This is a genomic window from Photobacterium sp. TLY01 (assembly GCF_021432065.1).
Lineage (GTDB): Bacteria > Pseudomonadota > Gammaproteobacteria > Enterobacterales > Vibrionaceae > Photobacterium > Photobacterium halotolerans_A.
The window spans coordinates 3,174,383-3,198,627 of sequence record NZ_CP090364.1 but is presented as its reverse complement, the minus strand read 5'-3'; the positions used below and the strand labels follow the sequence as shown (position 1 = coordinate 3,198,627).

General features: G+C 52.0%; 13 protein-coding genes, 7 tRNA genes, 6 rRNA genes and 1 riboswitch. Of the genes, 22 read left to right on the top strand and 4 right to left on the bottom strand.

What is annotated here, in order from left to right; genetic code table 11:
- Positions 1–2 precede the first annotated feature (2 nt).
- From LN341_RS14855 to cysQ, 3 genes are all read left to right on the top strand, one after another.
- Positions 3–761: a type II secretion system protein N gene (locus LN341_RS14855; protein WP_370643662.1), complete on the top strand. Its 759-nt coding sequence runs from the start codon at positions 3–5 to the stop codon at positions 759–761.
- A gap of 132 nt (positions 762–893) precedes the next feature.
- Positions 894–1,442, top strand: coding sequence for an ADP compounds hydrolase NudE (gene nudE / locus LN341_RS14850; protein ID WP_046221879.1), 549 nt, complete (start codon positions 894–896; stop codon positions 1,440–1,442).
- Between the two features lie 12 nt (positions 1,443–1,454).
- A complete protein-coding gene (gene cysQ, locus LN341_RS14845) occupies positions 1,455–2,288 on the top strand; it encodes a 3'(2'),5'-bisphosphate nucleotidase CysQ (protein WP_046221880.1) in 834 nt (277 codons plus the stop codon).
- 72 nt (positions 2,289–2,360) lie between these two features.
- Here cysQ and LN341_RS14840 read toward each other — a convergent pair whose 3' ends face one another.
- Positions 2,361–3,236 (bottom strand): LysR substrate-binding domain-containing protein, encoded by an 876-nt coding sequence (locus tag LN341_RS14840; RefSeq protein WP_046221881.1) that lies wholly within the window; start codon positions 3,234–3,236, stop codon positions 2,361–2,363.
- Between the two features lie 168 nt (positions 3,237–3,404).
- Here LN341_RS14840 and LN341_RS14835 point away from each other — a divergent pair, with 168 nt between their 5' ends.
- Positions 3,405–4,256: a bifunctional allantoicase/(S)-ureidoglycine aminohydrolase gene (locus tag LN341_RS14835; protein ID WP_046221882.1), complete on the top strand. Its 852-nt coding sequence runs from the start codon at positions 3,405–3,407 to the stop codon at positions 4,254–4,256.
- A gap of 104 nt (positions 4,257–4,360) precedes the next feature.
- On the opposite strand, the gene sthA is transcribed toward LN341_RS14835, so the two are convergent.
- Positions 4,361–5,776, bottom strand: a complete 1,416-nt coding sequence (gene sthA / locus LN341_RS14830; protein ID WP_046221883.1) for a Si-specific NAD(P)(+) transhydrogenase — start codon at positions 5,774–5,776, stop codon at positions 4,361–4,363.
- Positions 5,777–6,075: 299 nt separating this feature from the next.
- On the opposite strand from sthA, the gene fabR reads away from it, so the two are divergent.
- Both fabR and LN341_RS14820 read left to right on the top strand, forming a co-directional pair.
- Positions 6,076–6,708, top strand: coding sequence for an HTH-type transcriptional repressor FabR (gene fabR, locus LN341_RS14825; RefSeq protein WP_234205067.1), 633 nt, complete (start codon positions 6,076–6,078; stop codon positions 6,706–6,708).
- Between the two features lie 20 nt (positions 6,709–6,728).
- The gene (locus LN341_RS14820; protein WP_046221884.1) at positions 6,729–7,106 is read left to right on the top strand and encodes a YijD family membrane protein; all 378 of its coding nucleotides are present in this window, start codon (positions 6,729–6,731) and stop codon (positions 7,104–7,106) included.
- A 68-nt stretch (positions 7,107–7,174) separates the two neighbouring features.
- Here LN341_RS14820 and trmA read toward each other — a convergent pair whose 3' ends face one another.
- Entirely contained in the window at positions 7,175–8,281 is a 1,107-nt protein-coding gene (gene trmA / locus LN341_RS14815) for a tRNA (uridine(54)-C5)-methyltransferase TrmA (RefSeq protein WP_234203701.1), read from the bottom strand.
- Positions 8,282–8,428: 147 nt separating this feature from the next.
- A riboswitch (cobalamin riboswitch) is annotated at positions 8,429–8,655 on the top strand.
- 42 nt (positions 8,656–8,697) lie between these two features.
- Here trmA and LN341_RS14810 point away from each other — a divergent pair.
- The 3 genes from LN341_RS14810 (at position 8,698) to murI (ending at position 12,102) form a co-directional block, all read left to right on the top strand.
- Entirely contained in the window at positions 8,698–10,512 is a 1,815-nt protein-coding gene (locus LN341_RS14810) for a TonB-dependent receptor domain-containing protein (protein WP_234203700.1), read from the top strand.
- 39 nt (positions 10,513–10,551) lie between these two features.
- Positions 10,552–11,223 carry an adenine nucleotide alpha hydrolase gene (locus LN341_RS14805; RefSeq protein ID WP_234203699.1) on the top strand — a complete coding sequence of 224 codons (672 nt, stop codon included), beginning with the start codon at positions 10,552–10,554 and terminating at the stop codon, positions 11,221–11,223.
- Between the two features lie 84 nt (positions 11,224–11,307).
- Positions 11,308–12,102 (top strand): glutamate racemase, encoded by a 795-nt coding sequence (gene murI / locus LN341_RS14800; protein ID WP_234203698.1) that lies wholly within the window; start codon positions 11,308–11,310, stop codon positions 12,100–12,102.
- Here the strand turns inward: murI and LN341_RS14795 are convergent.
- A complete protein-coding gene (locus LN341_RS14795; protein WP_046221888.1) occupies positions 12,077–12,526 on the bottom strand; it encodes an RNA-binding protein in 450 nt (149 codons plus the stop codon). The two genes, murI and LN341_RS14795, sit on opposite strands and share 26 nt — an antisense overlap.
- A 572-nt stretch (positions 12,527–13,098) precedes the next feature.
- On the opposite strand from LN341_RS14795, the gene LN341_RS14790 reads away from it, so the two are divergent.
- The 13 genes from LN341_RS14790 to LN341_RS14730 all read left to right on the top strand — a co-directional run bounded on the left by LN341_RS14790 (position 13,099) and on the right by LN341_RS14730 (position 24,198).
- Positions 13,099–14,650, top strand: a 16S ribosomal RNA gene (locus LN341_RS14790).
- A gap of 124 nt (positions 14,651–14,774) precedes the next feature.
- A tRNA-Glu gene (locus LN341_RS14785) sits at positions 14,775–14,850 on the top strand.
- Position 14,851: 1 nt separating this feature from the next.
- Positions 14,852–14,927: transfer RNA gene (locus LN341_RS14780), tRNA-Lys, on the top strand.
- A gap of 29 nt (positions 14,928–14,956) precedes the next feature.
- Positions 14,957–15,032, top strand: a tRNA-Val gene (locus LN341_RS14775).
- 31 nt (positions 15,033–15,063) lie between these two features.
- Positions 15,064–15,139, top strand: a tRNA-Ala gene (locus LN341_RS14770).
- 267 nt (positions 15,140–15,406) lie between these two features.
- Positions 15,407–18,296 (top strand): 23S ribosomal RNA (locus tag LN341_RS14765).
- Positions 18,297–18,390: 94 nt separating this feature from the next.
- Positions 18,391–18,506, top strand: a 5S ribosomal RNA gene (gene rrf / locus LN341_RS14760).
- A 397-nt stretch (positions 18,507–18,903) separates the two neighbouring features.
- A 16S ribosomal RNA gene (locus tag LN341_RS14755) occupies positions 18,904–20,455 on the top strand.
- A gap of 71 nt (positions 20,456–20,526) precedes the next feature.
- Positions 20,527–20,603, top strand: a tRNA-Ile gene (locus LN341_RS14750).
- Positions 20,604–20,648: 45 nt separating this feature from the next.
- Positions 20,649–20,724 (top strand) — tRNA-Ala (locus LN341_RS14745).
- 255 nt (positions 20,725–20,979) lie between these two features.
- Positions 20,980–23,869, top strand: a 23S ribosomal RNA gene (locus LN341_RS14740).
- Between the two features lie 95 nt (positions 23,870–23,964).
- A 5S ribosomal RNA gene (gene rrf, locus LN341_RS14735) occupies positions 23,965–24,080 on the top strand.
- The 16S, 23S and 5S rRNA genes sit together here with 7 tRNA genes alongside, the layout of an rRNA operon.
- Positions 24,081–24,121: 41 nt before the next feature.
- A tRNA-Asp gene (locus LN341_RS14730) sits at positions 24,122–24,198 on the top strand.
- Positions 24,199–24,245: the final 47 nt, after the last annotated feature.

The following is a 24,245-nucleotide window of genomic DNA, read 5'->3' as shown; positions in this document are numbered from 1 at the left end:
GCGTGAGGTACAAAATATTCTTAGGGTTGAGTTTTGCGCTGGCCCTGATGGTCAGCTTGCTGGTGCATTTGCCAGCGAGCTGGGTGTGGCAACAGGTCCCCACGGTGCCCGGCCTGTCGGTGACCGGTATCAGCGGCACCCCCTGGCAGGGGAGAGCGAGCCAGGTGCGCTGGCAGCAGTGGAATCTGGGCCAGGTGTATTGGGAGCTCAGTCCGTGGAAGTTGCTGACCGCCAATGCAGAATTTTCGGTGCGGCTCGGTCAGGGCAGTGATCTGGGGCTGAGAGGGCGAGGTTTGGTGGGCGCGGATCTCAGCGGCCTGTATGCGCAGAACTTGCTGCTTTCTCTGCCTGCTCAGCAGGCAATTCAGTATGCGCGTCTGCCGGTGCCCCTGAATCTGGGCGGTAACCTGGAACTGACGGTTCGTGACTACCGGTTTGCGATGCCATACTGCCAGTCGTTGGACGGCGGACTGGTGTGGAGCGGAGCCAGTATAGGTACCCCGCTGGGTGATGTGGATCCCGGTCAGGTCCTCGCGGAACTGAGCTGTAATGACGGGCAGCTGGCAGCGACAGCGAATCAGGCCTCAGCTCAGGTCAGCAGCGAATGGCAAGCGGGCTTAACGACAGATCGGCGCTATAACCTGAATGGCTGGTTTAAGCCGGGGGCTGAGCTGCCATCCGGGTTACAGGAACAGCTGAAATGGCTGGGCAATCCGGATGCGAATGGCCGTTATCCGATTCGTTATTCAGGCCGGCTCTAAATCAGTGACTGCACTATCAGCCGTGGTTTGGCGCCATGAGGAAAATCAAATCGCACTGAATGGGCATTTTTCCTTTATTTCATGGCCGCCATGCCATTTAATAACAGACAGACCAAGTGACAGGAACACATGATGGCGGCAGAAAATAAAAAACCGACAATTCTGGCCACAGAAGTAGTGGCACAATCTCGCCTGTTTAAGATTGAATCTCTTGATCTCCGTTTCAGTAACGGGGAGACCCGGACCTATGAACGTATGAAACCCAGCGGTCGGCATGCCGTGATGGTGGTGCCTGTCACGGCCGAGGGGGATCTGTTGCTGGTACGTGAGTACTCAGCGGGTACGGATCGTTACGAACTCGGCTTTCCCAAAGGGTTGATCGACCACGGTGAAACAGCCGACCAGGCAGCAAACCGGGAAATGAAAGAAGAAATTGGTTTTGGTGCCAGAGAGTTAGTGCCACTGAAAGAGGTCGTGCTGGCGCCGTCTTATTTTTCCAGCAGGATGACGCTGTTTCTCGCGCAGGATTTATTTCCCGAAAAATTGATCGGCGATGAACCTGAACCGCTGGATATCGTGCGCTGGCCATTGTCGCAGGCCGAAGAATTACTGACCCATCTTGATTTTGCTGAAGCCAGAAGCATCACTGCTTTGTTCCTGGCCTTGAAGTACTTATCTTAGCAGGAGTGTGAGATGGAGCTGTCGACGCTAATTCCATCCGTGATAGAGATTGCCCGGGAATCTGGGCAGGTGATCCTTGATATTTATCAGCGCGGTCAGTTTGAAAAACAGATCAAGACTGACAATACGCCCGTGACCAGTGCGGATCTTGCCGCGCATAAACTGGTGCTGGAAAGATTAACCGAGCTGACACCGGATATTCCTGTGTTGTCTGAAGAAGATGCTGCCATTCCGCTGGAAGAGCGCCAGCAGTGGGATCGTTACTGGTTAGTCGATCCGCTCGACGGGACGCAAGAATTCATCGCCGGCAGTGGCGACTTTGCCACAATCATCGCCCTGGTGGAGAACAATCACCCTGTGATGGGCGTGGTCTATGCGCCTGTGTCAGGCGTTGTTTACTATGCCTGCCGCCAGCAGGGCGCCTGGAAAATTACCCCTGAGGGTGAAACGGTCGCCATCTCGACCCACAAGCACGAAGGACCGACACGATCGATAGCAGTGGCGATTAGTCGTCGCCAGGATATCCGGGCGATCACCAACCGGCTGGATCCGGCACTGAATTACGACTTGGTGCCGCTGGGCTCAGCGGCTCTGAAATCCTGTCTGGTGGCGGAAGGGGCGGTCGATTGTTACCTGCGTTTGGGCCCGACCGGTGAATGGGACACAGCGGCGACACAGTGCATTGTGGAAGAGGCTGGCGGACGCATTCTCAATACCCACCTGACTCCCCTGTCTTACAATGAGCGTCATACCCTGGAGAATCCGAACTTTATTACGCTGGGTGATGAAAGCCTGCCCTGGGCAGAGATCCTGACCCCGGATAACCGGATGATGGAAGCCAGTTAAGGCGTTGTCTTGCGTCTGGCCTCTGACTGTCAGAGGCCGTAACTGGATCTGGCCGCACGTCGCAATCCGGTATCAGACGTCATGTTCAAAGATGCGATCGCAGGTGTTGATGAGTCGCTCTGCCAGGATTTTGCTCAGTGCAGACACCTTCTCCTGGGTATGCAGGGTGACTTCCATATCCTGCACCGGTGGCAGCCCGTCATTTTCATCCAGAATTCTGTGCTGCTCAGTCACCAGCCTTCTGGGCAGCAGTGAAATCCCCAGACCGGCCTCGACGGCGCAGCACACTCCCGACAGACTGGTGCTCACGTAGGCCAACCGCCAGCTTCTGCCCAGACTGTCAAATGTGTGGGCCATTTCATTGCGGTACAGGCCGCCAATCGGAAAAGACACCAGAGGCACTGGCTGCCTGTCGAGGTTATTGCTGTGTAAGCTATCAATCCAGCACAGGGGTTCCGGCCAGCTGGCTAAACCCGGCAGACTGCCCTGACGTTGTTTGACCAGTGCCAGATCCAGCTCGTTACTCTGAAATTTCCGCCAGATATCGCTACATAAACCACTTTTGACTTCCAGCCGGATGCCCGGAAACTCGGTTGAGAACGCATGCAGCGTGGGCATGATGGCGTGGGTTGCAAAGTCCTCCGGCACCCCAAGTCGAATTTTTTGCTGTTCGGCACTGACACTGGTCTGCACCACCGCTTCACTCATTAACTGCAGAATGCGGCGGGCATAATTGAGTACCCGCTCACCTTCCAGCGTAGCCGTGACGTAGCGGCCTTTGCGGTGCAACAGTTCGCAGCCGAGCTGGGATTCCAGTTTGCGGACCTGCTGGCTGACCGTCGACTGAGTGAGGTGAGTGCTGTCGGCGGCCCGGGTAAAGCTGCCGGAGTCGACCACGGCGACAAAGCTGCGCAGCAGCACCGGGTCTAAGGTCTTGTTCTGATTCATAATCTCCTGTCAGTGGAAATTCCACTACTTGGCATTGAGTTATTTAATTTATAAATCAAATTGCCCTGATCTACAATCAACACAATTCAGAATTGAAACAGCAGCCTGGTCAAGACGCTGCTTATCCATTGGCGCAGTCAGACTGCGATACATGAAAGGACATATGTAATGGCCAAGAATACTTATTATGCCCCCACAGGTGGTCTGCCACCGCAAACCCAGATTCTCTCTGACCGTGCGGTGTTTACCGAAGCCTATGCCATCATCCCTAAAGGGGTGATGAGTGATATCGTGACCAGCTTTCTGCCGTTCTGGGACAATACCCGGCTGTGGGTGATTGCCCGGCCCATGAGCGGTTTTTCTGAAACATTTTCCCACTACATCATGGAAGTCTCCCCACAAGGCGGCAGCGACAAACCCGAACTGGATGCAGGTGCAGAAGGCGTGCTGTTTGTGGTTGAAGGTGAAATGACCCTGACGCTGGAAGGCGAGCAATATCAGATGGAAACGGGCGGTTACGCTTATCTGCCACCATCAGCCAAGTGGAGCCTGAAGAACAATGGCGATGCGCCGGTGCGTTTCCACTGGATTCGCAAGGCCTATGAATTTGTTGAAGGCATTGAGGTGCCCGACGCCTTTGTGACCAACGAGAATGACATCGAGCCAACGCCGATGCCTGACACCAATGATGCCTGGGCGACAACCCGCTTTGTTGATTCGGCAGATATGCGTCATGACATGCAAGTGAACATCGTGACTTTCCAACCCGGCGGGATCATTCCGTTTGATGAAACGCATGTGATGGAGCACGGACTGTATGTTCTGGAAGGGAAAGCGGTTTACCACTTAAACCAGGACTGGGTGGAAGTGGAAGCCGGCGACTATATGTGGCTGCGCGCCTTCTGCCCGCAGGCATGTTATGCCGGTGGTCCGGGTCGCTTCCGCTACCTGCTGTTTAAGGACATCAACCGTCATATGGTCCTCAACCCATCACCGGCTTATCGCGGGAACCGCCGCTAAGCAAGGTCCTTATCGCAAAAGCCCCTATCGCAAAAACGGCGCCGAGAGCGCCGTTTTCTTTAGGGTGTGTACCGCTCCACAGTATCGGCTGTGGAGTGGTGCTTTCAAAACAGACGGTTCAGCCCGTTCAGTGCTGCCACCCGGTAGGCTTCAGCCATGGTCGGGTAGTTAAAGGTGGTATTGACGAAGTAATCGATGCTGTTACCGCCGTTTTTCTGCTCCATGATCGCCTGACCGATGTGAATGATCTCTGAGGCCCGTTCACCAAAGCAGTGGATGCCTAAAATTTCTTTGGTTTCGCGGTGGAACAGTATCTTCAGGCTGCCAACATCGGTACCGGCTATTTGTGCCCGTGCCAGGTGTTTGAATTGGGCCCGTCCCACCTCATACGGCACTTTCTCTGCTGTTAGCTGCTGCTCGGTTTTCCCCACAGAGCTGATTTCAGGAATGGTGTAGATGCCGGTTGGGATATGATCGATCAATTGCCCCTGAGCCTGACCGGTTGCAATGGCCTGGGCAACGAAACGTCCCTGATCATAGGCGGCACTTGCCAGGCTAGGATAGCCAATCACATCCCCCACTGCATAAATGTTATCAATCTCGGTGCAGTAGTTCTGGTCGACGGAGAGCTGGCCGCGTGAGTCCGGTGTCAGTCCGACCACCTCCAGGTTGAGGCGATCTGTGTTCCCTGTCCGGCCATTGGCGTACAGCAGGCAGTCGGCTTTCATTTTCTTGCCCGATTCCAGATGCAGGATCACACCATCTTCAGTGCCTTCAATTTTGCTGTAGGCTTCACCACTGCGGATCATCACACCGTTGTTCCACAGGTGGTAAGACAGCGAATCGGAAATTTCGTTATCAAGAAATTCCAGCAGGCGCTGACGGGTGTTGATCAGGTCAACTTTGACCCCCAGACCACGGAAGATCGAGGCATACTCACTGCCGATCACCCCGGCCCCATAAATAATGATGTGGCGCGGGTCGTGCTGCAGGCGCAGCACGGAGTCACTGTCGTAGATGCGCTGGTGGGTGAAGTCGACATCTTTGGGCTGATAAGGCCGGGAACCGGTGGCAATCACAAATTTATCGGCGGTATAAGTGTCATGGCTGCCGTCGTGGTTACGCACACGTATGGTGTGTTGGTCGACAAAACTGGCTTCGCCGGCAATGATGGGGCAACTGTTGCGATCATAAAAACCCTGACGCATTCTCGTTTGCTTGCTGACCACGGTTTGCGCGTGACCCAGAATTTGGCTGAAGGTGCTGTGCAGTGTGGTGGTGTTCTTGCTGTAGAGCGGGTTTTTATTGAATTCGATAATCCGGCTGACCGCATGGCGCAGCGCTTTCGAGGGAATTGTGCCCCAATGGGTACAGCCGCCGCCGACACGGCTTTCGCGTTCAATGATAGCGACGCTGAAACCCGCTTTGGTCAGTCCCATGGCGGCCCCTTCGCCTCCGGGTCCGCTGCCGATAATAATCACATCATAGTGAGAAGGAGTCGTGGGGTGTTGAGTGCTCATGGGCCGCCTTATTTATCCGATTGTTTCTGTGGTGCGGAGTGTAACGTTTTCCAATCGCAGGGAAAATCGCGACTCCCCGATAGAGCGCGTAGGATCACGTTGTGGCAGAAGAAACCCCCATTTTTCTCGCTGGCAGGCAGCAGTTTGTGAGCCGACAGGGAAAATGACGTTTGTGATTTTGCTTCCATCGTACAGGGCCGTTAGTATTCCCAGCGGCAAAGTGTGGATTGACGCTGATCAAGTGGCTGAAAGCGGGTATAGTGAGACTCAAACTGGCAACTGAACAGAAGCAGGAACCCATGGGGATCAGGGCCCAACAAAAAGAAAAAACCCGGCGTTCACTGATTAACGCAGCCTTTAACCAGCTCAGTGCTGAGCGCAGTTTTTCCAATCTCAGTTTGCGCGAAGTTGCGCGTGAAGCTGGTATCGCACCCACATCTTTTTATCGTCACTTCAAAGATATGGATGAACTTGGACTAACATTGGTGGATGAAGGTGGCTTACTGCTTCGCCAGCTGATGCGTCAGGCGCGCCAGCGAATTGCTGAAGAGGGCAGTGTGATCCGCACTTCTGTTGAAACCTTCATGGAATTTATTGAAAGCAGCCCGAACGTATTCCGTTTGCTGTTACGGGAACGCTCCGGCACCTCGCCGGCTTTCCGTGCTGCTGTGGCGCGAGAAATTCAGCACTTCGTGGCGGAACTGACTGAGTATCTGGAGGCCAAAGGCGGGAGCCGGCACGAAGAAGCTTATATCCAGGCTGAAGCGTTAGTCACTTTGGTGTTCAGTTCAGGAGCTGATGCTCTGGATCTGGGCAGTCAGTCGCGGGCAGAACATGCAGAGCGCTTAATCATGCAGCTGCGGATGATAGCCAAGGGAGCTTACTGGTATCGTAAAGAGCGTGAGCGCAACACGCTGGCGCATAAACCTTAATTGAGTATGTTGGTGAAGATATGGACAAGCAACAAGTGAAAGCAGAACGCAAGACCTTAATCCTGTCATTGTTCGCAGGACTGTGCGGTAACGCCACGCTGGCAGTATTTACCTCCAGTGCTGTCGCTTTTTCTATTTTTCCGGTGATTGCTTTTGTGATGACTGTGTATTGCATGTATCAGGATTACCTGACCCGCCCGATGGCAGAAGGGACCCCGGCCATTGCTTTTGCTCTGTTTCTGGTCGGCGCTTTTGGCTATTCTGCCTTTCTGCGCGCGCAGGCACCGGATATGGGCTCTAACTTCCTGCCACTGATGATTTGTTTGGCACTGCTGTTGTGGGTCGCTTACCGCATGGGCGTGATGAAGCCAAAGTCAAAATCTCAAGATGACGCGTAATGTGTGGTCACTGAATACAGAAAAGGCGCCTCAGGCGCCTTTTTCGTTTTTGCCGTTTTCGCTCGGGATTATTTGCGCTCCAGCATCACACCCGCTTCCATATGGTGGGTGTAAGGAAACTGATCAAACAACGCAAACCGGGTCATGCGATGGGTGTGACCCAGAATCTCCAGGTTGGCTTTTAGGGTGTCCGGGTTACAGGAGATATAGACAATACGCTCATAGCCCTGAACCATGCGACAGGTGTCCTCGTCCATACCGGAACGGGGCGGGTCAACAAAAATGGTGTTGCAGTTGTAGCTGCTGAGATCAATGTTGTTGTCTTTCAGGCGTCGGAACTCGCGTTGCCCTTCCATTGCCTGAGTAAATTCTTCAGCAGACATACGGATGATCTGAACATTATCGATTTTGTTCGCTGCAATGTTGTATTGCGCTGATTCTACCGAAGGCTTGGCCAGTTCGGTGGCCAGCACGCGGTCAAAATTCTTTGCCAGTGCCAGCGAGAAGTTCCCGTTGCCGCAATACAGCTCCAGCAGATCACCTTCGCTGTCCTGGGTACAGTCGACTGCCCACGCCAGCATCTTTTGCGCCACTTCACCGTTCGGCTGAGTAAAACTGTTTTCTACCTGCTGATAGGTCAGTGTTTGGTCGTGAACCGTCAGCTTCTCAATCACATAGTCCTGATCCAGCACGATTTTCTGTTTACGTGCACGACCGATCAGGTTGAGATTGAACCCTTCATCATTCAGCCTTTGCTTCAGGGCTTTGGCTTCTGCGACCCACTCATCATTTAGCTGACGGTGATAAAGCAGGGAAACCAGAATTTCGCCGCTCAGGGTGGAGAGGAAATCGACCTGAAACAGTTTATGGCGCAGTGCCCGGTTTGGCTTCATGGCGTCGATCAGCAGCGGCATCAAATCATTGATCAAACGGCTGGCTTGCGGGAACTGATCAACCCGGTATTTCTCGCGGGTTTCCTGATTGAACATGATGTAATACAGGTCTTCCCCTTCATGCCAGACACGGAACTCAGCGCGCATACGGTAGTGTTGAGCAGGAGAAGCGAACACCTCCAACTCCGGGGTTTCTACGTCAGCAAACAGCGCTTGCATACGCTCGGCCTTTTCGTCCAGTTGTGCTTGGTAGGTGGCGGGGTTGATAGGGGTTGCTGCCATGGTGTTGCCTCAAAACTGCTCAAAATAAGAGCGCAGATTTTATTGCATTGCTGACTGATGTCCAGTGAAAGGGGGGAGAAAAATGCCGGCCTGATAGATTTGTCATGACTAATAGCAAACTAAACTAGACAATCCCGACCGGTAAAACTAGCATTCTGCTGCGCTGGTTTGCCTGTTCGCAGGCGGGGGAATACGGTGAGAATCCGTAACTGACGCGCAGCGGTAAGAGAGAACGAAAGACACAAGGCAGATAGCCAGACACTGTTTCAATCGGCAAGCGCAATGTGGGCCAGATGAAATGGGAAGTCGTGTCCTAGGCGGTTGTTCAACCATGCTCTCAAGTCCGAAGACCGACCAGCGAGACAGGCAGTATGGAGACTGCCCAGATTTCAACGCGATTTAAGGTATCCATGACAATGAAAAAAACGCTTTTAGCCGTGGCGTTGGCACCTTTGTGTCTGCAATCCTCGCTCGTTTCCGCCCAGACCACTACCGATGAGACCATGGTGGTGACCGCCAACCGTTTTGAGCAGTCTACAAAAAATCTCATTGCACCGGTTTCAGTGGTGACTAAAGCTGATATTGATGCGATGCAGGCGAACAGTTTAACGGAAGTATTACGCACCTTACCGGGTGTGCAGATTAGTACCAATGGTACTTACGGCCATCTTGGCCGCACTTATGTTCGCGGCAGTGACAATGTCTTGTTTCTGCTAAATGGTGTGCGTATTGGCAGCGCCACGACAGGTTTCACGAATGTTGGACAACTCCCGTTAACGGGCATTGAGCGCATCGAATTCGTGCGTGGTAATCGTGCAGCTGTGTATGGTGCCGACGCAACCGCTGGTGTCATTAACATCATTACCGACTCGCAGCCTCAGCAGATGTCAGGTGAAGTGAAAGCCGAATTTGGCTCAGAGAAATATCAGCAATTAACCGGCAGTGTCGCCAATCGCCTTGGGGAGCGGGGATGGATGAAGGTCGCTGCGAATTTTGAACAGGCAGATGGCCAGGATGTTGCCTCTTTTGGTAGCAACGATGACGATGGCTTTCGTAACCGGGATGGCCTGATTGATGCCGGGATTCATCTGAATGATCACTGGACCCTTGCGGGCAATGCCTACTATCACGAGGGCAACATCGAGTTTGATGACTCTTTTGGTGGCTCGGAAGAAACCGATAATTTGCTGTACAACGTCTCTGGCCGTCTGGTGTATGACAACGATCAATTCAGCTCTGAGTTGATCCTCGCCATGAATCGGGATGAAGCTGAAAATGCAGATCCTTCAGTGACCGGTAGCAAGATTGTGACGGACAGGAATGTTATCAGCTGGCGAAATGCAGCCCTGGTTCAGGCGCAAACCTGGCTGGGGGCGGGCCTGGAGTATACCGATGAGCAAGTTAAAGATTCGAACCTTTGGGATAGCTGGAATCAAGTGTTCAACAGTTATGACAAAGGAGATCGTGATAATAAAGCGGCTTATGTCACTGTCAATCATGATGGTCAGCAGGCTCAGGCCGAGGCCAGCGTCCGTGTTGATGATAACGAGCAGTACGGCACTGAGTTTACCTGGCAGTTGGGTGCCGGTTGGCGCTTCAGTGATGCATTGCGTCTGACGGGTAATGCCGGGACAGGTTTTCGTGCCCCAACGTTTAACGATTTATATTGGCCGAATTTCGGTAATCCGACTCTGGAGCCTGAGGAATCGAAAACCGTCGAAGTCGCATTCGATGGTCAGCTTAATGCGGTTTATTGGCGACTAGCTGCGTATCAGAATGACATTGATAACCGCATTACCTGCCAGTCAGGAAGCTGTCAGAATGATGATGCACTTATCAAAGGGATTGAGCTGGTGGCCGCTTTTGAAACAGGCGCGTTTGATCATCATCTTTCCCTTGAATACCTGGATCCCAAAGATAAGAACTTGAATCAACCCTTGTCCCGTGTGGCAAAACAAAATGCCAAGTGGAACATTGTTTATAACGCGGCAGATTGGCAGGCTTCATTGAACTATCTCTATCAAGGTGAACGCCAAGAAAACCTTTATGGTGGCGGTGTCTACGAAATGGGTGGCTACTCGCTGTTTGATGTCGCGGCCAGTTATTATTTGACCGAGCAAGTGACGTTGAGCGGCCGTGTTGCGAACCTGTTTGATAAAGAGTACGAATTGGTTCAGAACTACAATACTCAGGAAAGAAGTTATTACGCTTCTGTGACTTACCAGTTCTAACTCTCAGCCGCCTCCGGGCGGCTTTTTCGTGAGGCGACAATGAAACCGAAGAAAGTGATCGTCAGTTGGTCATCCGGTAAAGACTCAACCCTGACGTTACTACGTTTATTAGAAAACGCTGACTATGACGTGGTCGGCCTGTTTACGACCTACGTGGGTACCGAGGTGCCGTTTCAGGCAACACCCATTGATGTGGTTCGGTCGCAAGCCAGGCTGACAGGCCTGCCTTTGGTTGAAATACCACTTCCTGAGGTATTTCCTCCCAATGAGGTGTACCTAACGCTGGTGGTGGAGGGGATTCGCAACAGCGGATTGGCCGTTGAAGCCGTGGCATTTGGCGATATGTTTTGTAATGGTATTGAAACCTATCGGCGCAGTTATATCGAGCCGGCCGGCTGGCAATGTGTCTTTCCTTTGCTGGGCGAGAACAGCCAGCTGCTGGCTGAGGAAATTTTGCAACGGGGGATAAAAACGATTCTGACCACTGTGGATACCAGCCAACTCAGCGGTGAGTTCTGCGGTCAATGGTTTAATCACTCACTACTCGCCCGGTTGCCTGACGAGGTGGACCCTTGCGGCGAAGACGGCGAATTTCATACTCTGGTGGTTGATGCCCCGTGTTTTTCAGGGCAATTGGCGATTGAACCGCTGCATATAGACAATCAAGGCCGGTTTCATCATCTTCGCTATCGGATCTCAGTACCAGACTGACAGTAAACTGACGGGCGATAGTTGGCTTTTGTCTCTCAGCCAGTATGATGAGAGCTTCTATTTTGGAGCAGTCAGAAAGACGTTGTGAAAACCATCCTTATTTTTGATTCTGGTGTGGGCGGCCTTTCCGTCTATCAGGAGATATATCGCCAGCTGCCGCATTATCAATATATCTACGCATTTGATGATGCGGCTTTCCCTTATGGGGAGTTGGACGAGGCGGTATTGGTTGAGCGTACCCTGCACATTGTGTCGTCTCTGGCCACTAAACATAAGGCTGATCTGGTGGTGATAGCTTGCAATACCGCCAGTACGATTGTCTTGCCTCCTCTGCGGGCTGCATTGAGTTTGCCTGTAGTCGGGGTGGTGCCTGCTATTAAGCCGGCGGCGTTACTGAGTCAAACGAAATGCCTTGGCGTGTTAGCCACACCGGCTACGGTTAAACGCCAGTATACTCAGGCGTTGATTCAGGAGTTCGCTTCAGATTGCGAGGTTCATTTGCTGGGCAACACGCGCCTGGTTGAAATGGCAGAGATGAAATTACGGGGAGCTCAGGTCGATCTGGATGAGTTGACCGGGATATTGCAGCCTTGGTTCCACACGGCAATTGATACGGTTGTACTCGGATGCACTCACTTTCCGTTGATCAAAGATGAAATCAGTCAGGTGTTTGTCCAGGCCACGAATGTGATTGACTCCGGTAGCGCGATCGCTAGCCGGGTCAATTCACTGTTAGGTGTCACGGTCAATCAAAGGGCACTGCAACGGCAGAATTTTACCTACCATACTGATGCAAGCGCCAATGTTGTGACATTAAATCACAGCTTACTGGCCATGAACCTGGGTCAGGTAATCAGTCTTGACTATCCTCATTTTTAGGATCATTGGCCTCACGTACTTTTAATGTACGCTGACCAAACTCCTTTTCATTCAGTTTGCTGACGGCGTAGTCGGCATCTTTACTACTCATGACGACAAAGCCGAACCCACGCCTTTTTCCTGTTCGCTTATCTTTCATCAGGCGAACAGCAAAGACTTCTCCATATTCTGAGAATAGATCTTTGACTTCACTTTCGTTCGCACGATAGGGAAGATTTCCGACATAGAGTGTTTTACTACTCTGGTTATCCTCACCTGTCATACTGTTATCCCGGTTAGTACTCAGGTAATGACTAGCAAATCCAGACAAGATAGATCCCAATGCAAAGGCTATCGCAGCGGTAGAAGAGATGAAGCTAAATATGATGGCGCCAATAAGAGTTATCAGCGCAATGATCATTGTGTGTGAGTTGGAAAATTTCATAGGCAAGCTACAGTGTCATCGATTGAAAAGTTAGAAGGCGATTTATTTAACAAATTAATCACATTAATAGTACGTGCATAGTTTTACGATTACCAGAAAGTGAATGTATTGATCGTATAATGTTGACTTAAGGCGCATATTTTTACATTAGTTGAAATTATGACCGGTTAAACAATTTTTATGAAGAAAAGGGTTGTCAGTCTTTTCCAAGTCTCTATAATGCCGCCTCACCAAGACGGGAACGAATGAAAATATCGGTTCGGTTTTGATGAAAGGCGGCACAAAGAAAGCAAATAAAAAATTGTTTGACTACTTTGTTTGATTCGTTAGAATGGCCGCCCTGTCCACGACAACCCAAGCGGTAAGTCTGGAAAAGCTCTTTAACAATTTGACCATGCAATCTGTGTGGGCACTCGACAATGATACAGTCATCAAAGATTTTATCAGTGAACTGAGTGACCAATTGGTAGCACTTTTTATAAAAGAGTTACCGGCACAGTCAATTCGTTTCAACTTCGGTTGGAACATCAGTAATCACTGAGCCGCTTCTCTTTGGAGAAGCAACAAAACTTTAATTGAAGAGTTTGATCATGGCTCAGATTGAACGCTGGCGGCAGGCCTAACACATGCAAGTCGAGCGGCAGCGACATCAACAATCCTTCGGGTGCGTTGATGGGCGGCGAGCGGCGGACGGGTGAGTAATGCCTGGGAACATGCCTTAGTGTGGGGGATAACCATTGGAAACGATGGCTAATACCGCATAATGTCTTCGGACCAAAGCGGGGGACCTTCGGGCCTCGCGCGCTAAGATTGGCCCAGGTGGGATTAGCTAGTAGGTGGGGTAACGGCTCACCTAGGCGACGATCCCTAGCTGGTCTGAGAGGATGATCAGCCACACTGGAACTGAGACACGGTCCAGACTCCTACGGGAGGCAGCAGTGGGGAATATTGCACAATGGGGGAAACCCTGATGCAGCCATGCCGCGTGTGTGAAGAAGGCCTTCGGGTTGTAAAGCACTTTCAGCAGTGAGGAAGAGGTGGTGTTTAATAGATGCCATCTTTGACGTTAGCTGCAGAAGAAGCACCGGCTAACTCCGTGCCAGCAGCCGCGGTAATACGGAGGGTGCGAGCGTTAATCGGAATTACTGGGCGTAAAGCGCATGCAGGCGGCGTGTTAAGCCAGATGTGAAAGCCCGGGGCTCAACCTCGGAATCGCATTTGGAACTGGCATGCTAGAGTCTTGTAGAGGGGGGTAGAATTTCAGGTGTAGCGGTGAAATGCGTAGAGATCTGAAGGAATACCGGTGGCGAAGGCGGCCCCCTGGACAAAGACTGACGCTCAGATGCGAAAGCGTGGGGAGCAAACAGGATTAGATACCCTGGTAGTCCACGCCGTAAACGATGTCTACTTGGAGGTTGGTGTCTTGAACACTGGCTTTCGGAGCTAACGCGTTAAGTAGACCGCCTGGGGAGTACGGTCGCAAGATTAAAACTCAAATGAATTGACGGGGGCCCGCACAAGCGGTGGAGCATGTGGTTTAATTCGATGCAACGCGAAGAACCTTACCTACTCTTGACATCCAGAGAACTTTCCAGAGATGGATTGGTGCCTTCGGGAACTCTGAGACAGGTGCTGCATGGCTGTCGTCAGCTCGTGTTGTGAAATGTTGGGTTAAGTCCCGCAACGAGCGCAACCCTTATCCTTGTTTGCCAGCACTTCGGGTGGGAACTCCAGGGAGACTGCCGGTGATAAACCGGAGGAAGGTGGGGACGACGTCAAGTCATCATGGCCCTTACGAGTAGGGCTACACACGTGCTACAATGGCGTATACAGAGGGCAGCAAGCTAGCGATAGTGAGCGAATCCCACAAAGTACGTCGTAGTCCGGATTGGAGTCTGCAACTCGACTCCATGAAGTCGGAATCGCTAGTAATCGTGGATCAGAATGCCACGGTGAATACGTTCCCGGGCCTTGTACACACCGCCCGTCACACCATGGGAGTGGGCTGCACCAGAAGTAGATAGCTTAACCTTCGGGAGGGCGTTTACCACGGTGTGGTTCATGACTGGGGTGAAGTCGTAACAAGGTAGCCCTAGGGGAACCTGGGGCTGGATCACCTCCTTACCTAAAGACTGTGTCGTTGACGCAGTGTCCACACAGATTGCTTGGTCGAAATGTAGAGAGCCACTCATGCTGCCCAACAGCATGGGTACGAATTAGCGAAACATGTTTCGCTGACAGAATTAGAGTCCCATTCGTCTAGAGGCCTAGGACACCGCCCTTTCACGGCGGTAACAGGGGTTCGACTCCCCTATGGGACGCCACGGGTCGTTAGCTCAGTTGGTAGAGCAGTTGACTTTTAATCAATTGGTCGCAGGTTCGAATCCTGCACGACCCACCATTCCTGCCACAGGAATGTAAAAATACAGTGGGCGATTAGCTCAGTTGGGAGAGCACCTCCCTTACAAGGAGGGGGTCACTGGTTCGAGCCCGGTATCGCCCACCATTCTTTCTTTGAGAAAGACACCCAGAACGTCGGGGCTATAGCTCAGCTGGGAGAGCGCTTGCATGGCATGCAAGAGGTCGGCGGTTCGATCCCGCCTAGCTCCACCACTCTTTAAATGCATTTTCGTGATACGCGGTGAATGTGGTTAGAAAGTGGTTATCTGTCGATAATTCACAATGCTCTTTAACAATCTGGAAAGCTGACTAGTAATTCAATCTTAAAGATTGAATCAAAAACTGTTTCGAGAGAAACAGAGTTCTCAAGCAATACACATTCAAGTGTCTTGTGTAAGAGTCCGGCGAATAAACCAATTGTCTCTTTGTCAGAGACACAACCTTGGTTGTTTGAACATACGAAACCTCTTGGGGTTGTATGGTTAAGTGACTAAGCGTACACGGTGGATGCCTGGGCAGTCAGAGGCGATGAAGGACGTACTAACTTGCGATAAGCGGTGATGAGGCAGTAAGAGCCACTTGAGTCACCGATTTCCGAATGGGGAAACCCAGCTGCATAAGCAGTTATCATCAGGTGAATACATAGCCTGATGAGGCGAACCGGGGGAACTGAAACATCTAAGTACCCCGAGGAAGAGAAATCAACCGAGATTCCGGCAGTAGCGGCGAGCGAAACCGGATTAGCCCTTAAGCGTGTTTAGTGTCAGGTGAAGGTCCCTGGAAAGGGCCGCGATACAGGGTGACAGCCCCGTAACCGACGATGCTTTAGACGTGAAAACGAGTAGGACGGGACACGTGTTATCCTGTCTGAACATGGGGGGACCATCCTCCAAGGCTAAATACTCCTGACTGACCGATAGTGAACCAGTACCGTGAGGGAAAGGCGAAAAGAACCCCTGTGAGGGGAGTGAAACAGAACCTGAAACCGTGTACGTACAAGCAGTAGGAGCAGGCTTGTCCTGTGACTGCGTACCTTTTGTATAATGGGTCAGCGACTTAATTTCAGTAGCAAGGTTAACCGTATAGGGGAGCCGTAGGGAAACCGAGTCTTAACTGGGCGTACAGTTGCTGGGATTAGACCCGAAACCAGGTGATCTAGCCATGGGCAGGTTGAAGGTGAGGTAACACTTACTGGAGGACCGAACCGACTAATGTTGAAAAATTAGCGGATGACTTGTGGCTAGGGGTGAAAGGCCAATCAAACCTGGAGATAGCTGGTTCTCCCCGAAAGCTATTTAGGTAGCGCCTCGGACGAATACTACTGGGGGTAGAGCACTGTTAAGGCTAGGGGGTCATCCCGACTTACCAACCCTTTGCAAACTCCGAATACCAGTAAGTACTATCCGGGAGACACACGGCGGGTGCTAACGTCCGTCGTGGAGAGGGAAACAACCCAGACCGCCAGCTAAGGTCCCAAAGTATCACTAAGTGGGAAACGATGTGGGAAGGCTCAGACAGCCAGGATGTTGGCTTAGAAGCAGCCATCATTTAAAGAAAGCGTAATAGCTCACTGGTCGAGTCGGCCTGCGCGGAAGATTTAACGGGGCTAAGTGATACACCGAAGCTGCGGCAATGCAATTTATTGTATTGGGTAGGGGAGCGTTCTGTAAGCGGTTGAAGGTGTGCTGTAAGGCATGCTGGACGTATCAGAAGTGCGAATGCTGACATGAGTAACGACAAAGGGGGTGAAAAACCCCCTCGCCGGAAGACCAAGGGTTCCTGTCCAACGTTAATCGGGGCAGGGTAAGTCGACCCCTAAGGCGAGGCCGAAAGGCGTAGTCGATGGGAAACGGGTTAATATTCCCGTACTGCTTATTATTGCGATGGGGGGACGGAGAAGGCTAGGTGGGCCAGGCGACGGTTGTCCTGGTTTAAGGGTGTAGGCTGCAGAATTAGGCAAATCCGGTTCTGCACTAAGGCTGAGACCCGATGTCGAGTCACTACGGTGATGAAGTCATTGATGCCATGCTTCCGGGAAAAGCCTCTAAGCTTCAGATAATAAGCAATCGTACCCCAAACCGACACAGGTGGTCGGGTAGAGAATACCAAGGCGCTTGAGAGAACTCGGGTGAAGGAACTAGGCAAAATGGTACCGTAACTTCGGGAGAAGGTACGCTCTTGGCGGTGAAGTCCCTCGCGGATGGAGCTGCTGAGAGTCGCAGATACCAGGTGGCTGCAACTGTTTATTAAAAACACAGCACTGTGCAAAATCGAAAGATGACGTATACGGTGTGACGCCTGCCCGGTGCCGGAAGGTTAATTGATGGGGTTATCTTCGGAGAAGCTCTTGATCGAAGCCCCGGTAAACGGCGGCCGTAACTATAACGGTCCTAAGGTAGCGAAATTCCTTGTCGGGTAAGTTCCGACCTGCACGAATGGCGTAATGATGGCCACGCTGTCTCCACCCGAGACTCAGTGAAATTGAAATCGCAGTGAAGATGCTGCGTACCCGCGGCTAGACGGAAAGACCCCGTGAACCTTTACTACAGCTTGGCACTGAACATTGACCCTACATGTGTAGGATAGGTGGGAGGCTTCGAAGCAGGTACGCCAGTATCTGTGGAGCCGTCCTTGAAATACCACCCTTGTCGTGTTGATGTTCTAACGTCGCCCCGTTATCCGGGGTGCGGACAGTGCCTGGTGGGTAGTTTGACTGGGGCGGTCTCCTCCCAAAGCGTAACGGAGGAGCACGAAGGTGGGCTAATCACGGTCGGACATCGTGAGGTTAGTGCAATGGCATAAGCCCGCTTAACTGCGAGAATGACGGTTCGAGCAGGTGCGAAAGCAGGTCATAGTGATCCGGTGGTTCTGAATGGAAGGGCCATCGCTCAACGGATAAAAGGTACTCCGGGGATAACAGGCTGATACCGCCCAAGAGTTCATATCGACGGCGGTGTTTGGCACCTCGATGTCGGCTCATCACATCCTGGGGCTGAAGTCGGTCCCAAGGGTATGGCTGTTCGCCATTTAAAGTGGTACGCGAGCTGGGTTTAGAACGTCGTGAGACAGTTCGGTCCCTATCTGCCGTGGGCGCTGGATGATTGAAGGGAGTTGCTCCTAGTACGAGAGGACCGGAGTGAACGAACCGCTGGTGTTCGGGTTGTGTCGCCAGACGCATTGCCCGGTAGCTAAGTTCGGCATCGATAACCGCTGAAAGCATCTAAGCGGGAAGCGAGCCCTGAGATGAGTCATCCCTGAGGCTTCAAGCCTCCTGAAGGGCTGTTCGAGACTAGAACGTTGATAGGCAGGGTGTGTAAGCGTTGTGAGGCGCTCAGCTAACCTGTACTAATTGCCCGTGAGGCTTAACCATACAACACCCAAGGGGTTTTAGCGGACTCCATAAGCACTTGAATGATGTGCTGAGAACTTAAGTCAGATTTTCCAAGATTGTTGAACAAATTTTGCTTGGCGACCATAGCGTTGCGGACCCACCTGATCCCATGCCGAACTCAGACGTGAAACGCAGCAGCGCCGATGGTAGTGTGGGGTCTCCCCATGTGAGAGTAGGACATCGCCAGGCTCCTTATTCAGAAAAGCCCGTCCGGCGACGGGCTTTTTCTTCGCTCCCGACCTGCGGGTAGGAGCGGAGTCAAGACAGAGTTTTTTGCTTTTGACCGGGTATAAACCGGGATGAAAAAAGATGAAAATTTTGTCTTGACTTGAAATGAGGGAAGCGTATTATACGCGTCCTGACTTGCTGAAGCGAAATGCGCTAAAGCCTTGAAAGTCAACGTTCTTTAACAATTTGACCATGCAATCTGTGTGGGCACTCGACAATGATACAGTCATCAAAGATTTTATCAGTGAACTGAGTGACCAAATCGATACTTAGGTATCGGCACAGTCAATTCGTTTCAACTTCGGTTGGAACATCAGTAATCACTGAGCCGCTTCTCTTTAGAGAGGCAACAAAACTTTAATTGAAGAGTTTGATCATGGCTCAGATTGAACGCTGGCGGCAGGCCTAACACATGCAAGTCGAGCGGCAGCGACATCAACAATCCTTCGGGTGCGTTGATGGGCGGCGAGCGGCGGACGGGTGAGTAATGCCTGGGAACATGCCTTAGTGTGGGGGATAACCATTGGAAACGATGGCTAATACCGCATAATGTCTTCGGACCAAAGCGGGGGACCTTCGGGCCTCGCGCGCTAAGATTGGCCCAGGTGGGATTAGCTAGTAGGTGGGGTAAGGGCTCACCTAGGCGACGATCCCTAGCTGGTCTGAGAGGATGATCAGCCACACTGGAACTGAGACACGGTCCAGACTCCTACGGGAGGCAGCAGTGGGGAATATTGCACAATGGGGGAAACCCTGATGCAGCCATGCCGCGTGTGTGAAGAAGGCCTTCGGGTTGTAAAGCACTTTCAGCAGTGAGGAAGAGGTGGTGTTTAATAGATGCCATCTTTGACGTTAGCTGCAGAAGAAGCACCGGCTAACTCCGTGCCAGCAGCCGCGGTAATACGGAGGGTGCGAGCGTTAATCGGAATTACTGGGCGTAAAGCGCATGCAGGCGGCGTGTTAAGCCAGATGTGAAAGCCCGGGGCTCAACCTCGGAATCGCATTTGGAACTGGCATGCTAGAGTCTTGTAGAGGGGGGTAGAATTTCAGGTGTAGCGGTGAAATGCGTAGAGATCTGAAGGAATACCGGTGGCGAAGGCGGCCCCCTGGACAAAGACTGACGCTCAGATGCGAAAGCGTGGGGAGCAAACAGGATTAGATACCCTGGTAGTCCACGCCGTAAACGATGTCTACTTGGAGGTTGGTGTCTTGAACACTGGCTTTCGGAGCTAACGCGTTAAGTAGACCGCCTGGGGAGTACGGTCGCAAGATTAAAACTCAAATGAATTGACGGGGGCCCGCACAAGCGGTGGAGCATGTGGTTTAATTCGATGCAACGCGAAGAACCTTACCTACTCTTGACATCCAGAGAACTTTCCAGAGATGGATTGGTGCCTTCGGGAACTCTGAGACAGGTGCTGCATGGCTGTCGTCAGCTCGTGTTGTGAAATGTTGGGTTAAGTCCCGCAACGAGCGCAACCCTTATCCTTGTTTGCCAGCACTTCGGGTGGGAACTCCAGGGAGACTGCCGGTGATAAACCGGAGGAAGGTGGGGACGACGTCAAGTCATCATGGCCCTTACGAGTAGGGCTACACACGTGCTACAATGGCGTATACAGAGGGCTGCGAGCTAGCGATAGTGAGCGAATCCCACAAAGTACGTCGTAGTCCGGATTGGAGTCTGCAACTCGACTCCATGAAGTCGGAATCGCTAGTAATCGTGGATCAGAATGCCACGGTGAATACGTTCCCGGGCCTTGTACACACCGCCCGTCACACCATGGGAGTGGGCTGCACCAGAAGTAGATAGCTTAACCTTCGGGAGGGCGTTTACCACGGTGTGGTTCATGACTGGGGTGAAGTCGTAACAAGGTAGCCCTAGGGGAACCTGGGGCTGGATCACCTCCTTACCTAAAGACTGTGTCGTTGACGCAGTGTCCACACAGATTGCTTGGTCGAAATAGTTAAGAGCGCAAGAGAAGGGTCTGTAGCTCAGGTGGTTAGAGCGCACCCCTGATAAGGGTGAGGTCGGTGGTTCAAGTCCACTCAGACCCACCACTGTCTTCCCAAATACAGTGGTTCAACACTCTTGCAATACTCGATGGGGCTATAGCTCAGCTGGGAGAGCGCCTGCCTTGCACGCAGGAGGTCAGCAGTTCGATCCTGCTTAGCTCCACCACTCTTTAAGGGTTTTCCCCGAGAATCTTTAGAAAGTGGTTATCTGTCGATAATTCACAATGCTCTTTAACAATCTGGAAAGCTGACTAGTAAATTCAATCTTTGAGATTGAATAAAACTGTTTCGAAAGAAACAGAGTTCTCAAGCAATACACATTCAAGTGTCTTGTGTAAGAGTCCGGCGAATAAACCAATTGTCTCTTTGTCAGAGACACAACCTTGGTTGTTTGAACATACGAAACCTCTTGGGGTTGTATGGTTAAGTGACTAAGCGTACACGGTGGATGCCTGGGCAGTCAGAGGCGATGAAGGACGTACTAACTTGCGATAAGCGGTGATGAGGCAGTAAGAGCCACTTGAGTCACCGATTTCCGAATGGGGAAACCCAGCTGCATAAGCAGTTATCATCAGGTGAATACATAGCCTGATGAGGCGAACCGGGGGAACTGAAACATCTAAGTACCCCGAGGAAGAGAAATCAACCGAGATTCCGGCAGTAGCGGCGAGCGAAACCGGATTAGCCCTTAAGCGTGTTTAGTGTCAGGTGAAGGTCCCTGGAAAGGGCCGCGATACAGGGTGACAGCCCCGTAACCGACGATGCTTTACACGTGAAAACGAGTAGGACGGGACACGTGTTATCCTGTCTGAACATGGGGGGACCATCCTCCAAGGCTAAATACTCCTGACTGACCGATAGTGAACCAGTACCGTGAGGGAAAGGCGAAAAGAACCCCTGTGAGGGGAGTGAAACAGAACCTGAAACCGTGTACGTACAAGCAGTAGGAGCAGGCTTGTCCTGTGACTGCGTACCTTTTGTATAATGGGTCAGCGACTTAATTTCAGTAGCAAGGTTAACCGTATAGGGGAGCCGTAGGGAAACCGAGTCTTAACTGGGCGTGCAGTTGCTGGGATTAGACCCGAAACCAGGTGATCTAGCCATGGGCAGGTTGAAGGTGAGGTAACACTTACTGGAGGACCGAACCGACTAATGTTGAAAAATTAGCGGATGACTTGTGGCTAGGGGTGAAAGGCCAATCAAACCTGGAGATAGCTGGTTCTCCCCGAAAGCTATTTAGGTAGCGCCTCGGACGAATACTACTGGGGGTAGAGCACTGTTAAGGCTAGGGGGTCATCCCGACTTACCAACCCTTTGCAAACTCCGAATACCAGTAAGTACTATCCGGGAGACACACGGCGGGTGCTAACGTCCGTCGTGGAGAGGGAAACAACCCAGACCGCCAGCTAAGGTCCCAAAGTATCACTAAGTGGGAAACGATGTGGGAAGGCTCAGACAGCCAGGATGTTGGCTTAGAAGCAGCCATCATTTAAAGAAAGCGTAATAGCTCACTGGTCGAGTCGGCCTGCGCGGAAGATTTAACGGGGCTAAGTGATACACCGAAGCTGCGGCAATGCAATTTATTGTATTGGGTAGGGGAGCGTTCTGTAAGCGGTTGAAGGTGTGCTGTAAGGCATGCTGGACGTATCAGAAGTGCGAATGCTGACATGAGTAACGACAAAGGGGGTGAAAAACCCCCTCGCCGGAAGACCAAGGGTTCCTGTCCAACGTTAATCGGGGCAGGGTAAGTCGACCCCTAAGGCGAGGCCGAAAGGCGTAGTCGATGGGAAACGGGTTAATATTCCCGTACTGCTTATTATTGCGATGGGGGGACGGAGAAGGCTAGGTGGGCCAGGCGACGGTTGTCCTGGTTTAAGGGTGTAGGCTGCAGAATTAGGCAAATCCGGTTCTGCACTAAGGCTGAGACCCGATGTCGAGTCACTACGGTGATGAAGTCATTGATGCCATGCTTCCGGGAAAAGCCTCTAAGCTTCAGATAATAAGCAATCGTACCCCAAACCGACACAGGTGGTCGGGTAGAGAATACCAAGGCGCTTGAGAGAACTCGGGTGAAGGAACTAGGCAAAATGGTACCGTAACTTCGGGAGAAGGTACGCTCTTGGCGGTGAAGTCCCTCGCGGATGGAGCTACTGAGAGTCGCAGATACCAGGTGGCTGCAACTGTTTATTAAAAACACAGCACTGTGCAAAATCGAAAGATGACGTATACGGTGTGACGCCTGCCCGGTGCCGGAAGGTTAATTGATGGGGTTATCTTCGGAGAAGCTCTTGATCGAAGCCCCGGTAAACGGCGGCCGTAACTATAACGGTCCTAAGGTAGCGAAATTCCTTGTCGGGTAAGTTCCGACCTGCACGAATGGCGTAATGATGGCCACGCTGTCTCCACCCGAGACTCAGTGAAATTGAAATCGCAGTGAAGATGCTGCGTACCCGCGGCTAGACGGAAAGACCCCGTGAACCTTTACTACAGCTTGGCACTGAACATTGACCCTACATGTGTAGGATAGGTGGGAGGCTTCGAAGCAGGTACGCCAGTATCTGTGGAGCCGTCCTTGAAATACCACCCTTGTCGTGTTGATGTTCTAACGTCGCCCCGTTATCCGGGGTGCGGACAGTGCCTGGTGGGTAGTTTGACTGGGGCGGTCTCCTCCCAAAGCGTAACGGAGGAGCACGAAGGTGGGCTAATCACGGTCGGACATCGTGAGGTTAGTGCAATGGCATAAGCCCGCTTAACTGCGAGAATGACGGTTCGAGCAGGTGCGAAAGCAGGTCATAGTGATCCGGTGGTTCTGAATGGAAGGGCCATCGCTCAACGGATAAAAGGTACTCCGGGGATAACAGGCTGATACCGCCCAAGAGTTCATATCGACGGCGGTGTTTGGCACCTCGATGTCGGCTCATCACATCCTGGGGCTGAAGTCGGTCCCAAGGGTATGGCTGTTCGCCATTTAAAGTGGTACGCGAGCTGGGTTTAGAACGTCGTGAGACAGTTCGGTCCCTATCTGCCGTGGGCGCTGGATGATTGAAGGGAGTTGCTCCTAGTACGAGAGGACCGGAGTGAACGAACCGCTGGTGTTCGGGTTGTGTCGCCAGACGCATTGCCCGGTAGCTAAGTTCGGCATCGATAACCGCTGAAAGCATCTAAGCGGGAAGCGAGCCCTGAGATGAGTCATCCCTGAGGCTTCAAGCCTCCTGAAGGGCTGTTCGAGACTAGAACGTTGATAGGCAGGGTGTGTAAGCGTTGTGAGGCGCTCAGCTAACCTGTACTAATTGCCCGTGAGGCTTAACCATACAACACCCAAGGGGTTTTTAGCGGACTCCATAAGCACTTGAATGATGTGCTGAGAACTTAAGTCAGATTTTCCAAGATTGTTGAACAAATTTTGCTTGGCGACCATAGCGTTGCGGACCCACCTGATCCCATGCCGAACTCAGACGTGAAACGCAGCAGCGCCGATGGTAGTGTGGGGTCTCCCCATGTGAGAGTAGGACATCGCCAGGCTCCCTATTTAGAAATCAGAGTCAATCTGGTTTCGGCCGTGTGGAGCGGTAGTTCAGTTGGTTAGAATACCGGCCTGTCACGCCGGGGGTCGCGGGTTCGAGTCCCGTCCGCTCCGCCACTTCTTAGATAAACCCAGTCAGCAATGGCTGGGTTTTTGTTCTCTGT

Coding starts and splice junctions, on each gene's coding strand:
- nudE (WP_046221879.1), top strand. CDS start 894: ATGGCGGCAGAAAATAAAAAACCGACAATTCTGGCCACAGAAGTAGTG.
- cysQ (WP_046221880.1), top strand. CDS start 1,455: ATGGAGCTGTCGACGCTAATTCCATCCGTGATAGAGATTGCCCGGGAA.
- LN341_RS14840 (WP_046221881.1), bottom strand. CDS start 3,236: ATGAATCAGAACAAGACCTTAGACCCGGTGCTGCTGCGCAGCTTTGTC.
- LN341_RS14835 (WP_046221882.1), top strand. CDS start 3,405: ATGGCCAAGAATACTTATTATGCCCCCACAGGTGGTCTGCCACCGCAA.
- sthA (WP_046221883.1), bottom strand. CDS start 5,776: ATGAGCACTCAACACCCCACGACTCCTTCTCACTATGATGTGATTATT.
- fabR (WP_234205067.1), top strand. CDS start 6,076: ATGGGGATCAGGGCCCAACAAAAAGAAAAAACCCGGCGTTCACTGATT.
- LN341_RS14820 (WP_046221884.1), top strand. CDS start 6,729: ATGGACAAGCAACAAGTGAAAGCAGAACGCAAGACCTTAATCCTGTCA.
- trmA (WP_234203701.1), bottom strand. CDS start 8,281: ATGGCAGCAACCCCTATCAACCCCGCCACCTACCAAGCACAACTGGAC.
- LN341_RS14810 (WP_234203700.1), top strand. CDS start 8,698: ATGAAAAAAACGCTTTTAGCCGTGGCGTTGGCACCTTTGTGTCTGCAA.
- LN341_RS14805 (WP_234203699.1), top strand. CDS start 10,552: ATGAAACCGAAGAAAGTGATCGTCAGTTGGTCATCCGGTAAAGACTCA.
- LN341_RS14795 (WP_046221888.1), bottom strand. CDS start 12,526: ATGAAATTTTCCAACTCACACACAATGATCATTGCGCTGATAACTCTT.